At 33.8% G+C, this 13,715-nt stretch carries 9 protein-coding genes; 5 read left to right on the top strand and 4 right to left on the bottom strand.

Going from position 1 to position 13,715, the window contains the following annotated elements:
• The first annotated feature begins 1 nt into the window (after position 1).
• From AAE962_RS01210 to rsmD, 5 genes are all read left to right on the top strand, one after another.
• Positions 2-2,374 carry a type IV secretion system protein gene (locus AAE962_RS01210; RefSeq protein WP_343289239.1) on the top strand — a complete coding sequence of 791 codons (2,373 nt, stop codon included), beginning with the start codon at positions 2-4 and terminating at the stop codon, positions 2,372-2,374.
• A complete protein-coding gene (locus AAE962_RS01205) occupies positions 2,371-5,376 on the top strand; it encodes a type IV secretion system protein (RefSeq protein WP_343289238.1) in 3,006 nt (1,001 codons plus the stop codon). Before AAE962_RS01210 ends, AAE962_RS01205 begins: the two co-directional genes overlap by 4 nt.
• A gap of 81 nt (positions 5,377-5,457) precedes the next feature.
• Positions 5,458-8,616 carry a type IV secretion system protein gene (locus AAE962_RS01200; RefSeq protein ID WP_410543836.1) on the top strand — a complete coding sequence of 1,053 codons (3,159 nt, stop codon included), beginning with the start codon at positions 5,458-5,460 and terminating at the stop codon, positions 8,614-8,616.
• Positions 8,617-8,745: 129 nt separating this feature from the next.
• Positions 8,746-9,375, top strand: coding sequence for a hypothetical protein (locus AAE962_RS01195; protein WP_343289237.1), 630 nt, complete (start codon positions 8,746-8,748; stop codon positions 9,373-9,375).
• Between the two features lie 104 nt (positions 9,376-9,479).
• Positions 9,480-10,028 carry a 16S rRNA (guanine(966)-N(2))-methyltransferase RsmD gene (rsmD, locus tag AAE962_RS01190; protein ID WP_343289236.1) on the top strand — a complete coding sequence of 183 codons (549 nt, stop codon included), beginning with the start codon at positions 9,480-9,482 and terminating at the stop codon, positions 10,026-10,028.
• Here rsmD and AAE962_RS01185 read toward each other — a convergent pair.
• The 4 genes from AAE962_RS01185 to murD form a co-directional block, all read right to left on the bottom strand.
• Positions 10,025-10,468: a hypothetical protein gene (locus AAE962_RS01185; protein ID WP_343289235.1), complete on the bottom strand. Its 444-nt coding sequence runs from the start codon at positions 10,466-10,468 to the stop codon at positions 10,025-10,027. The genes rsmD and AAE962_RS01185 overlap by 4 nt on opposite strands.
• A 126-nt stretch (positions 10,469-10,594) precedes the next feature.
• A complete protein-coding gene (locus AAE962_RS01180; protein ID WP_343289234.1) occupies positions 10,595-11,359 on the bottom strand; it encodes a hypothetical protein in 765 nt (254 codons plus the stop codon).
• Positions 11,360-11,379: 20 nt separating this feature from the next.
• Positions 11,380-12,021 (bottom strand): COQ9 family protein, encoded by a 642-nt coding sequence (locus AAE962_RS01175; protein WP_343289233.1) that lies wholly within the window; start codon positions 12,019-12,021, stop codon positions 11,380-11,382.
• A gap of 18 nt (positions 12,022-12,039) precedes the next feature.
• The gene (gene murD / locus AAE962_RS01170; protein WP_343289232.1) at positions 12,040-13,572 is read right to left on the bottom strand and encodes a UDP-N-acetylmuramoyl-L-alanine--D-glutamate ligase; all 1,533 of its coding nucleotides are present in this window, start codon (positions 13,570-13,572) and stop codon (positions 12,040-12,042) included.
• Positions 13,573-13,715 lie beyond the last annotated feature (143 nt).

The raw sequence follows: 13,715 nt of genomic DNA, 5'->3' as shown, positions 1-13,715 counted from the left end.
GATGTTTGAACATTTGAGCAACCAAAATTTGGTTAAGCTATGCATAAGTTTTGTGATACTCTTTTTATTATCTGGGTGCGGGTGTATTAAGCCAGAAGATTCATCAGGCTTGCGTGAGAAATTGGATGTAGTGTCAACAGAGCAGAAATGGGTTGATTCTGGAGTCTATATTTCGGATAAAATAAAAGTAACAGAGATTAATATAGTACCTAATAAGGTTAATTTTTGTTCGCAATATAAAGATTTTGCAATTGAACCTGGAGTAAGAAACGTTACATTACCGTTTGCTCTTAAAGCTGGCGATGCGATAAGCTTTAGTGTTGTTGGAAGTAAAATGTGTAAAAACAATAATGGCATGGTCACCTGCAAAAAAATTGACGAAAATTGCGGTGAAGGGGAAAAGGAGTATTTTTCACATGTTTTAAATCAAGAGAAGTGTCAAGGTGAAATATGTCCTAATAAATATGAAATAGGCAATGCACAATGGTTAAATGGAAAAGAGTACTGGTCTTCAGAATTAGATCAAAGTGAAAGAGAGGAAATTAGAAATGTCATCGACTCTATAAAACAGCAAGGGGAAAATGTAGACTGTAGCAAGCTTTCAGAGAGCAGTGCAAGTAAGATAGATACGCGCATTTTAAATTTACTCTGTGGACGTATATGTAAATTTTCTTTCGGCAGCGGAGAAAAAGGTTGCGTATATATTGAATACAATAGTATAGAAGGTGAGATATTCAATACTTTAAATTCTAGAGGTGAATCTGTTATTGCTGAAATTATTGATAACGTATTAAAGGAAAAACGGGTAAAAACTTACATTACACTATTACGTGTTCACATGGATAATGAGGAATTTGAACACATTCCAGGAGGCGGTATATGTATTAACTGTGATCATAAGATAGATCGTAACCATCCAAAACCAGAGTTAACTTTTAGTTTAGGTGATGGTAAGGGCAAGGGTGGTTTCAACATAAGAGTAACAAGAATCCCTAATTTAGAAAAAAGCTTATATATAAGCGTTTCTGACAAATTTCCTGAGCGTGAGCCCGATGAAACTCAGGGAGATATACCTGTAGACATTAGCAAAGTTTATAATACTCAATATATGGAAGGCTTAAAAGAAAAGCTAAAGGACAAGAGTGGCACTATATATTACGGAATAAGAGATCATGGCTGTGATTATAAGAAAAATGAGGGTCAGTTTAGCATTAACCTTACAACTAAAGAGCCACCAGTAAGAACTTTTAGTGCGATATATAATTTTTTTGATGAAAAAGTAAAAACTGCATTTTTCGGTTCTAGCTACAAAGACACTAACGCGATTCACTCTGATACTAGCCCTGTGAAGTCTCTTTATCAAAGTTTTGTAGCATCAAATAGAACAAATACCATCAGATCTACAATAGTGTCGTTATTAGTATTATATATAGTTTTATACACCCTTTATTACTTTTTTGGATTATCTCATGCTTCTATATATGAATTTTTAATTATATGTGTAAAGATAGGAGTTATTACCCAATTGCTGAACGATAACAGTTGGAGTTTTTTTTATAACAATGCATTTTCTATTTTTGTTAATGCTCCAAAACAGTTAATAGAAATAGCAAATTTCAGAGGTACAACATCAAATGTTTTTGAATTTCTTGATTTACCGCTCAATAGGTTTTTATCAGCACACTCAGTGTTACTAATAGTATCTCTTATATTCTCCGGTCCTTTGGGTATTGTATCGTTTTGCTTGGTGATTTGGGGTTTGATAACAGTGAGCTTATCGATGTTTAACGCCTTATTTTCTTTTATCACATCTATAGCAATAGTTGCATTATTGCTTTCCTTGGCGCCTCTTTTTATTATTTGCCTTCTATTTGGATATACTAGACAGATGTTTCACAATTGGGTCAAAAATTTAGCAAGATTTGCAATTCATCCGGTAGTGCTTTTAATTTTTATATCATTAATAAGCCAGGTTATGGATTATATTGTGTATTCGGTCTTTAATTTTGAGGTCTGTCCTACATGTATACTTAATCTTAACTTAAAGATTTTTAATCCTTGTATTATTTATGGTTATGCTTCCAAACATGCACCTAACATCACAGCTATGATGGCTTTTGTGATTTTGGGACATGCTATGAAAGCTTTAGTTGAGGCATCTTCAACAATATCTGATTCGTTGTTTGGTGTTTATGTAGCAAGCGAACCAGGAAGGCAATATCAGCAAAGCTTAATGGGAACAGTAGGTTTAGATGAACAAAGTATCCAAAGAAGAGCAGGTCAGCAATCTGGTACACCAAGTCGAAGACCTCAAATACCACAATCAGCTCAAAGATCAGCACCTAAAATACCGACAAACACAGGAAATCAATGATGATCAGAAAATCATTATTATTGATACTATGTCTTGTAATTACTGGCTGCACAATGGATTGTGTTGAACCTGGGTTGCAGAGCAGAAATACTAGTTTCAGTATAGACGTTCCAGTTTGTGAAGCTGGCGAAGGAGTTAAAATTCATTGGGTTGATTCTGGTCAAGTAATTAGCAAGGATGAGAAAATCAAATTTACTCTTGGTGGGTCAGTAAATCTTTGTCCTCTTAAAGAAGGGAAAAATCCAAAGAGAGTACTTGTGCCCGCTGTATTTTGTGCTAATGATTTAATACCAAATTACAGTAATAAGTTAACTGATAATGCTAGTCTTGATGAACGAGAAATATGTGGGGACATAGGCTTTGGAAATAATGAATTCTATAGCAATAGACGTTATGTAGATACTGAAATTAAAGCAAATCCTGGTGATAAGTTAAGCTTTAGCTTAGTTCCCAGAGAGATAACGATTGATTATGACAATCCACAAGGAAAAGGTATCAGTTTTGATGATAATTGCTATAGAACTGAAAAAGGGGATGAAAAAGACAGAGCTAAAATAAGAGACATGCTAAACGGAGGAAAGTTCTTTTGTGGAGAAAGTGGTAAAAGAACTGTAGTAGAATTTCCGTCGCTTAGCAAAGAAAAAATGAAGAAAAGAAGAGTATTAGTTGGTAACGGCTACACTCCATACGATAATAAAGTACATTTTAATAAGGGTTATATTAAAGATGAAAGTCCATGGATGAATGGTGCATTGTTAGATCTACGACGAACTAAAATAGGACTGAATGAATTATGTAATGGGAAAAGGTGTGATTTTAATGAGCTGAACAAGTACAGTTCTTATGAACTTAATTGTTACTATCAGAACGTATGTTACAATAAAGAGGGTATTGGGATAGGTGCAGAAGGAAAACGAAATTGTGTGTCTTCTGTCAGGTATGATAATTATGATAAAGGAAATAAATGTGACATGTATTCTCATCTTAAGGGCATTGAGGATGAATTAAAAAAGATTGAAGAAAATAAAGGATATTCTAAGCAAATTGACATTAATTTAATGTCAAATTCTAAATTAAACTTCAAAGAGGACAGAGAAGATATTTCCTGGGCCGAAGCTCTTGTTGCAAAAATTGGCGATCTTGATGATCAGGATACTGCTAAAGGTATTCAATGTTTTCCAAATGAGAAAGGTGCGGAAGGAGATAATGTATGTTCACAGATTAATTATAAATTTGAAGATTACTCTCTGAGATTAAATCATGACTATACAGTTAATGACAGTATAAATTATGAAAATAGTCTGATGCTTGCTATTGCGGATTATGGTTACTATGGTGCTAACAGGGGAGGGTATCATGTTGAAGTGACTAGATCATGTGAATATATTAATGGCGAAAAACTGTATGTGTATTTGGGTGATGATCTACCTAAAGATTTGCATGGTGTAGGAACTGATAATTTTAAAGTAGTAGGAGTAAGAACAGCAAAAGATGAGTATAAGATATTAGATGTAATAGAAGGAAAACACCTTCAGGATGGAGAATCTAAAAAGATATATTTCGGTATCGATGTAAGTAATGTGGAGAAAGATGATATTACGGATAAAAACGGCAAATATTATGAAGATAACAAATACACAGTAAATTTATTTTTAAAAAGAAAAATAAACGATTTTATTTCATCAACTATAAGAAATATCTTTTGTATTGCAACAGGAAGAGAATGCCCCTCATGTGATACAACAGCAAGAGAAAAATGCTCCTCATGTACTGAGATAGTAGGAAAAAAATGCGAAACAGGAATTGTAGGTAGTGTTGAAGATTTATACAAAGGATATGCAAGAGGACTTCTACAAGGAGTAAGAGCTTTGCTTATTCTATACGTTATATTTACTGTTGTTTGCTATATGCTTGGAACAATACAATTAAGTAAATTCGATTTTATTATAAGAATATTCAAAATAGCATTTATAGCTTTTGCTTTTAGTGATAGAAGTTGGGAATTCTTTGGTGCAACTTTGTCTGGGCTTTTTGTTGATGGTAGCATTTATTTAGTTGATAGTTTTTCTGGCTATATAGGAGAAGGAGGTAAAAAATTTGCATTCTTAGATTTAACAGCGGGAGTATTATTTACAGGAGAAACATGGCTGAAATTTTTGTCTTTAATGCTATCAGGACCTTTTGGCTTTATTGCATTTTTGGCAATACTTTATGCTACTTTTGTGTTTTTAAGATGCATTATTAGTGCTACGTTTAAGTATGTAATATCTACTGTTTTAGTGGCATTTTTATTGTCATTAGCACCTCTATTTATCGTATTTATTCTATTTCAACAAACTAAAACATTATTTGATAATTGGATAAAAACACTGGCTCATGTTTCATTGCAACCAGTCATTTTATTTTCATCCTTGTCTCTTTTAAACCAGTTAATGTATTCAGTTCTATACAACCTCACAAATTTTTCTGCATGCTATCAATGCTTAATTAGTGTAAATTTTTTATCGTATGATCTGTGTCTTATGAAATCAATATTACCTCTTGGGTATAGTCCTGGTACTAGTGTTGATGTTGCGTTCAGTACTGGAGAAAGGGCTGGTGGGCACTTTGCAGCATTACCTATAGATCTAATCCAGGCATTTATATATCTCATCATTGCTAGTGCAATGGAAGCTTTTGTTTCTATATCAGAAACTATGGCGCAGGCGTTGTTCAGCTCTGGTTATGGAGTTGCTCAAAGTGTTAGTCATATTTCTAGGAGCGCATCACAAGCTATGCTGTCAACTGTTGGCCTTGATGATAGAACCCAAAATATGATACATAACATCAAGCAGGGAATGAGTAAAGATCGTAGCAAAATTGAAGCTAAATTGCCTGATACACCAAAGCAAGCAGATGGGAAAGCGAGTACTGGCAGAGAAATGAGCAAATCTGAAACACTAAGCCAGCCAGATAAGCAAAAGGATTCTGATAAAACAAAAGGACAAGTCAAGGAAGATTGATGAGATATATGGAGTAACTAATTAAAAAGATATTTGAAGTAAGGTTTTAGAAATTTATTCTGTATTGGAAAAAGTTTAGGTATGCAATCACGCTTAGGCAAATGTTGGTTTAGATTATTAACTTTGGTAATCTGTGTTCTGGTTACAGGTTGTAGTAAGAATGATATGCCTTTTCCAAGATGTATATCTGCTGATTATTTTGGTCCTGAACCCATTTCAATTGGTGCTCATTTTTCAAGAGATCATGATGCTTTTGTTCCAGAAGATAGAGAAATTATTGATCCTAATACTGGCGAAATTAATTATGGTTTTCACTCTAATCAAGTGGTGAAGTGGAAAGATACTGGATTTGAAACCAATGGAGATAGTTTAGTAGTACGAGTAAATGGTGCATGGACATCTTGGAGCAATAGTAATAAGAAGGAATCTCAAAATAGTTATAGTTTGGAAAGTTTGGAGCAGTTAAAATATGCAACCAAATTTGAAAGAGGGGAAGGTGACAACAGTCTGCCTGACTTTCACTTGGTTTGTAATGATTATAAACCTAGCATACAAAAATTTTCAAGTAAGCCTAATGCAAGTTGCACTGTAAATTGCAAATGCATTAATGAAGATGATAGCGCAAATACAGTATCACGTGGTGCTCCATGTTGGTTTACTAACGGCCATGGTGCTTATCTTTTGTTTAAAACGGGGAAAGATGATCCTAACGAAAATCTAAAGTTAATGCGCGATCCTCAATATCCTACTGTACATCTAGGTTACAATTCCGTAGCGGAAGATGGAAGTGGGCTTTTTACTTTAGACAGAAATAACACCACATTACAGGACAGGAATTGTAATACGGTGAGGTTAGAAAAAGGATGGAAAATATATGTAAAGATATTAGATAGATATTATCTAGATAATGCAGGTGGCTACTCTTTTGAATTTTTGAGCGGAGTGCAGAAACCAAGTAACTTTGGATTTTTTGATTACGTTTATAACTATCTAAAATGTGTATTATTGATTAACGAAAATTGTAAAAAGCATTTTGATAGCAATGATCCTGCAGCTGCACAAGCGATGTTTCAAAATATATCTGAAAAAAGTACGAGCTTTCACAATTTTGTTCTTTCCTTGCTTGTTCTATTTATAGTGATTTCATCGCTTCTTTATCTTTTTGGAATGATAAGAGAAACTAAGCATGATATGCTCATCAGAATGATGAAAATCACTCTAGTAATAGTGCTTATATCTCCTGGAAGTTTTAGATTTTTCTATGATCATTTTCTTGTTTTATTTGTTAAAGGTCTTGAACAATTGATAAGCATAATTACTAATTTTGCTCCCAACATGAACACCGGAGGTAATTCAAACGTTGCTCAAGGAAATGAAGCTAAATTGTTTAGCTTCATGGAGGATATGTTTAATAAGTTTTTTGCTTACTCTGTTTGGAAAAAGTTTGCAGCATTTTTACATTATCAAATGTGGGCAAGTCTCCTTATGATACCGGCAATTTTTATAGGGATTGTCTTATATTTCCTGCTGTGTATGTATGCTTACATAATATTCCTTTCTGGTTTTATGGGTATAGCTTTTCTTGTAGCTATAATGCCGCTATTCCTAATCTCTATTTTATTTTCACCACTGAAAAGTCTATTTGAGGGTTGGATAAAATTCTGTATTAGTTTCTGTTTGCAATCAATTATGATATTTACCCTGCTGTCATTACTTGCTGCGATGATAATGAATACCTTTTATAAACAGTTAGGCTTTACTGTGTGCTATAATAAATGGCTTGAAATAAAGTTATGTGCTCCAAAATGGGTATTTGGTGGTTTTTGTATAATTGATAAAGAATACTTTAGCTGGACTCCAGGGCAAATTTTTGTACCTTACACTATCGGAGAAGCTTCTCCACTTAACATAGATAAAAGCATAGAAGGCATAGAAAAGATAAGCAGAGAAGGTGGTACAATAAAGTTTACTGGTGGCGCTGGGTATATTCCTCTTCCACCTGATTACATTGAAAAAGGTTTTCGTTATATAGATTACCCTTTCTTCAATCCAATTCCTGGCACTAAAAATAATCCAGCAGACCATTATATAGCAGAGAGTGATATGGTAGTAGATAATAGCTGTAGTGCGAAAGATTTAGTGCGTTTAACAAATAGTTTATCCCATGCGTCAGAAAAGGCTGATATCTTATTGTTGATCAATAGTATAGATAGAAAAATAGATATAGACAGTAAAATAAGGAGATTTTACTGCAGGTCAGTAGATAAGAAATGCATCAATTATCTGGAAATGATACATGATTACAGGAAAGGTATCATTCGATCGAATTTAAAAAGCGAAATAAGGTCTTTAGTGGAAAAGGTGATTAAAAGTGATAAAAGCTGTAAATTAGAGAATTTCTCTGACTTAAATAAAGATTATCAAGAAAATAGTGATTACCAAAGGGTGCAAGACATACAGAGAGGTTATTTAATCAACGCAGGAGAGATCTTTGTATTGTTCTTGCTTTCGTTTTTGATGTTTTCTTTGAAGGAGTTTGTACAACAGATGGGCTCAAGCATTGCCGGTGGTGGGTTTGGTGTTTACAATATATCTAGTATGTATCAAGCATCACCTCTAACTGGTGTCACAGAGGGATTAAAGCAGCAGTGGCAGAACTTTGCTGGCGGAAAGTTAGAGTCTTTAGGTGATTGGGCTACTCATATACCAGACAGATTAGCTGGAGGTACAGCTAATTTTCTAGGTAGAATACCAGGAGTTGGGGGTGTGCTGAAATATGATATTAATGTGCCACGTAAGCTTGTAGGTGCTACTATTGAAGCAACAAAATTTGCAACATCACCTAAAAATGATGTTGATAAGCTTGAGGAAAAAATCTACAGGGCGTTTGGAATTGATAAAGAAGATATTGCACATAGAAGAATTGATAAATATTTAGAATATTATAAAGGATATGTAGGATCACATTTGGGCTATACAATAGAAGATGCTATGAAGTTTACTTGGGAACATGGTCTCGACTCTATAGGAATTAACCCTGCTACAGGAGAAAAGGATGGTTACCAGCATAATCTACTCTATAGAGCAAAAACATATAGACGGGAATTTCTTGAGAAGCTTCATGATTACACTATCGGCCGTAAGAGAGAACCAGAAAAAGACAATCCTGATCAATCAAATAAGGTAGAACGAGAGTTAGGCACGGAACCAGAAAATTTAAAAACACTACAGAAGCTATAGAAAGACGTGCCGAAAGAGCTAGAAAAAAAGAAGAAAGAGATCAGGAAGACAAAAGTTATGATACCTCATCACTTTTTGGAGAAGACAGAGAACGTGAGGGTAGTGAAAGAGCTGATAGCAGAGGTGATAATGACGAGGAATCTTAATTTTAAAGGACTAAGTTATTATGGTCTTCAGCAAGACGAAGATGGTAATATCAAGTTAAACGATTACAATGATGTTTTAAATGCGCGCAGAGCGAGGGTAGATTTGTTACTAGATAGCACTAAGCAAGGTGATGTTAGTCTTTCAAAGCTAAATAAAGCTCTGAATGAGAGACTTATAGATGATAAAGGGCTATCGTCAGAATTTGACAAAGAAGACAAAGAAATTGCACAGAAGGAGCTTAAGATGTTCTCTATTTTAGACGATCTTGATAATCTTGCAAACATTGAAAGTGAAGATCTATTAGAGGTTAGTTTGTTACTATCAGATCTTAGTTTTATAGAGAGAAATATTGTGTTGAATTCCGATCAGAGTTCTGATCTAATAGGGTTCAAAAGTCTATTTATAGAAAAAAAAGCATCTGGTGAGGAATATAGTGATGAAGAGTGTCACAATTTCCTCGATAGTATAGAGAAAATCAATACTTTAATTAAGTTAGAGTTAGAAAGTAGAATTGAAGGGATGGGTCATGATGAAAAAAACAACCATGATGATTTACAAGACGAGATTGGTCGTGCAATCAGTATAGAAAATAAATCAAAGAAAAGCGATTGATCTTGCGTTCCTCCACAAGCAACCTTCTTTCTATTAGACTGCTGAAGCTATGTTGACATTAAATGTGTATTATAAATAATTAGTTAACTTCGAACTTGTTTTATATGTTACGTGTTATTGCGGGTAAATATAGTGGAAGAAAAATAACTACAGGCAAGAATTTAGCTGCACGGCCCACTATGAGTATTGTCCGAGAAGCAATATTTAGTATACTTTCTTCAAGAAAACCTATTTATAACCTAAATGTACTTGATTTATTCTGCGGAAGTGGCTCTTTTTCATTTGAAGCACTTTCTCGAGGTGCTAAACATGCATTCATGGTAGATTCAGATTATTACAATTTGCAACTGCCTAAAAAAACAGCAGAAGATTTTGGAATTACGAACGATATCACGCTAATTTATTGCAATACTAACGGATTACCAAGACCTATTTCAAAGTGCGATATAGTTTTTATGGACCCACCTTATAATAGTAATCTAGTTAACTCAACTTTAGACAGGCTAGCTCACTCAGGCTGGTTAAATGATGATGCATTAATAATTCTAGAGATTAGGAAGAACGAAAATTTTGAGTGCAATAAAAACTTCAGTGTAATTTTGGAGCGTACCTACGGTATTGCAAAAATAATTTTTCTTTCTCTATCAACTTAAACTTGTATAGGCTTTTCATTGACGAGTTTCAGTTCTATTTTCATCAAATTTCTGGAGATACTACTTTTACGGTAGTCTCCTAGGTTAAAATTTTTATTAAATTCACCTTTCAACAAATATTCATGTGCTTCTTCAATAAACTGCTCCTCCTCTTCTTCATGTCTTGTTGCATTATCGTTATCTTTACGGCAAACTAAATGTTCTTTGTGATCAGTATGAATATTCTTATTCTCGCAAGGCATTGCAGGATCATGTTCAAACACTATATTTCTTATTAGCCTTTTTTTGGTGGATTGATCTTCAAGTTTACCAACAAGCTGTATTTCATGTGGAATCACCGTATCGCCTTTTCTGCCAGCAATTAAGACAGGGCATTTTGTATTCTCTACAACTTTTTGTGGATTAAAATCTAATCCACAGCGCCCGAACCAACGATTCAAGAGCATTAATGGAAGCCATTTAACTAAACTATGAAGAGAATCTCTGACTGCATCCTTAAGTGAACTATAAGAATTGCTGTGAATTAGTGTTAAATGAATACCATGATCTTCAAATCTTTTTAAAACTTATGCTGCAATTCCTCCTCCAAGGGAGTTAGTATCTAAAACTATGTCATTTGGATCCACGCCATTTACAAGCAACATGTTTACCATTGCCATTCCGGCCTGAACTAATTTTTCACCGTTTGTTAGAAACTTATATAATGCTACAATCTTCTTTCTTTCTAAAAGGAACTCTATAATATCCTCTATTTCTTTGCCCTTTTCTGACTTTTGATCATAACCTTCTGCATTTATTATTAGATTTTCACGTATAAGTTTTATCCACTCAGGGCTGGCTTCATTTTCCAATAAGCTTTTGATTTTATGTACAACAAACCTCTCCTTAATAAAATTAAAAAACACCCATAAGCAAAGTACAACAAAACATGCGGTAGCTAAAATTAATAGCACTGTTGACGTAAAAGCTAATATTGTGAGCACCTTTTTTGATTTTTGATTCTGATGTGCCAAGTATAACGACACAATATAAGAAGTGTACAATATAGCAGAACATAACCATGGTGATACTATCCTTCTATTGAATTTTCTTTCTTCATCATTCAATTCCTTTTGAAAGAATTCTGGATTAACGATTCTAGAGAAATAAGGATAGTCAAAATAATGCTTAACTACCTTGCTTTCTTGTTTCTTAGGTCCATCTTTGTTGAATGTATTGACCTTAATACACCCAAACATTCCAAAAAAGTTTATTATGTGTTTTGCATTTTTTTCTGGCTTGGTATTACCAATGGTATTAAAAATAACTTTCATTTCCTTTTTAATAAACATTAAATATTTTAACATAAAGATTAAAAAAATAAGATAATCTTAGAATATAAATAACCAGTGTGATGGAAAGCTTGTAAGAAGTTTCTTATGATTCCTTTTAAGCGAGTTTTGAATTTTTGAAACGTCATGACATTGTTGATACGCCTGTCAAGAAATGAGAGAGTATCCACAAAATCTTCTGAGTAATCATTGATAAAAAAAAGTATCGTGCTTAAGTACACTCCAGCTAATATTGCCCTTTTTGTATAATAATTAAAATCTGTTGATTGATCGTAAATACCGTACCAAATTGTGCTCACAGTTTTGTACAAGAGTTTACTAGAAAAGTATTTATTTTGGGGTAATATGGAGAATGATAAAACATTTTTTAAACACTCTCTGTAATTTGGTAACTTAGCGTAGTTTGAAAGGCGTATTTGAATAGCTAACTTTACCCGCTCTCGCACTTTCATATCTTCTAAATTGGAATTTCTTAGTTCAGCTTCCATTGAGCTATTTAAGTTTTCTGCTATGTACTCCAAAGCACTATATATTCCATTTTGAAATTTACAAAAACTATTGGCTAAGTTAAGGTTCGTGCATACTTTTAATAAGGTTGCATCACTTATTCCTTCAAATGGGATAACCTTAATCAGTTCATCTACTATTAACTTTTGCTCCATACAACATTATACTAAACACTACATGTAATTGTACCTGAGATTTTCAAACATTCTGCAAAATGCTTCACCGCGCTCTTCAAAATTTTTCCACTGATCAAAAGAAGAACATGCAGGAGAAAGTAATATCGCTACTTCTTCTTTGCTATTTATGGCCTCTTCAAAAGCCAGTTTAAATGCGTTTTCTAGATTATAGCACTTCATATAATCTATTTTGTTCTCCATAATGTTTGCAAAAACTTCAGTTGATTCTCCAATAAGAAAAGCTTTTCTAATCTTGGTGAAATGCTTGCTTAATGATTCTATTCCGCCTTTTTTGATTTTTCCGCCAACAATCCAATATATGTTTTTATAAGATAAAATTGCCTTTTCGGTCGATTCTGCATTGGTTGCTTTGCTATCGTTGATAAAAAGTACATTATGTATTTTGCCAAGAAATTCATTTCTGTGTCTTAGCACTGGAAAGGATTTGATTTCATTGACAATAGTGCTTCTATCTACTCCAAGTAACTTGCACACAGCGTGTGCAGCTACTATATTTTCTACATTGGATACTAGGTTTACTTTCATATCACTAATTGATAAGTTGTGATTCTCTAGTTTTAGCGAGATATCCTGGATCTCAGCACTCCTTTTGTCATCCAAGTAGCTGACACTGGGATCCAGATAATTTCGATCTATACCAGTAATCTGTTCACTATAATCAAGCAAATTGTTATCTGCCAATGATATTAGATCTCTTGCACTACCCTCTGTCATCTGAGTAGTTGGCAATGGTTTTTCTTTTCTGGTCACGCGCTGGGATGAAACCAGGGAATATGTTACTGAAATTGGAATTTTGTTCCCAGTGAATTTATTGAATACATCAGCGGTAATTTTGTTATCACATCCTATCACGGCAATCTTGCTACCATTTATCAATTTTAATTTAGTTGCTATGTAGTTATTCATACTTCTATGTCTATCTATGTGGTCTGGTGTGATGTTGAGCAATACAGAAATGTCTACATTAATTTTATTTATTAGCTCCAATTGAAAAGAGGAGAATTCAATTACATAAATTTCTGCGTCTCTTTCTAGATCCAAAATAGGCACACCTAAATTTCCGCCAATAGCTACTTTTTTGCCTGTGGATTTTAATATGTGCCCTATTAATGACGTGGTGGTTGATTTGCCATTTGTTCCAGTGATGCCTACAACCTTCTGGCTTGTAGTTTTAGTTTCAAGAAATAGCTCAATGTCTGATTTTATCTTGCAGTTAAAGTTTCTTGCAAGTTTTACTATCCAATGTGGCTCTGTTGGCACTCCAGGGCTCAAAATTAGTGTGCTTATCTCATGCCAATTATACTCATTGGGATGAGTAAAGTTACACTCTTTATATATCTTTTTTGCATTTGCTATTTGCTCTTTATTATCATCCCATGCATATATTTTTGCACTGCTTTTTGTTAGGGCATTAATGACGGAAAAACCAGTTTTACCAAGGCCGAAAACCGCAACACTTTGATTTTTGTATTTGTTTAGTTGCACTTCTAGATAACTTATGCGAACCATTTTATAAAGATATAATACAAATTATAATGACTTCTTCCATAGTTTTTGGCAGCGCTTAACTTTATTGTCACAACCTTAGCCAACAGAAAATTCCTTGACAGATTTTGCCAACTCCCTTACTCTTACAATAGGAGTATTTATTC

Source organism: Wolbachia endosymbiont of Encarsia formosa (assembly GCF_039540065.1).
In the GTDB taxonomy this organism is placed as follows: domain Bacteria; phylum Pseudomonadota; class Alphaproteobacteria; order Rickettsiales; family Anaplasmataceae; genus Wolbachia.
This window is presented reverse-complemented; position numbering and strand designations above follow the sequence as displayed.

Coding starts and splice junctions, on each gene's coding strand:
- AAE962_RS01200 (WP_410543836.1), top strand. CDS start 5,458: ATGCAATCACGCTTAGGCAAATGTTGGTTTAGATTATTAACTTTGGTA.
- rsmD (WP_343289236.1), top strand. CDS start 9,480: ATGTTACGTGTTATTGCGGGTAAATATAGTGGAAGAAAAATAACTACA.
- murD (WP_343289232.1), bottom strand. CDS start 13,572: ATGGTTCGCATAAGTTATCTAGAAGTGCAACTAAACAAATACAAAAAT.
- AAE962_RS01175 (WP_343289233.1), bottom strand. CDS start 12,021: ATGGAGCAAAAGTTAATAGTAGATGAACTGATTAAGGTTATCCCATTT.
- AAE962_RS01210 (WP_343289239.1), top strand. CDS start 2: ATGTTTGAACATTTGAGCAACCAAAATTTGGTTAAGCTATGCATAAGT.
- AAE962_RS01180 (WP_343289234.1), bottom strand. CDS start 11,359: ATGTTTATTAAAAAGGAAATGAAAGTTATTTTTAATACCATTGGTAAT.
- AAE962_RS01205 (WP_343289238.1), top strand. CDS start 2,371: ATGATGATCAGAAAATCATTATTATTGATACTATGTCTTGTAATTACT.
- AAE962_RS01195 (WP_343289237.1), top strand. CDS start 8,746: ATGACGAGGAATCTTAATTTTAAAGGACTAAGTTATTATGGTCTTCAG.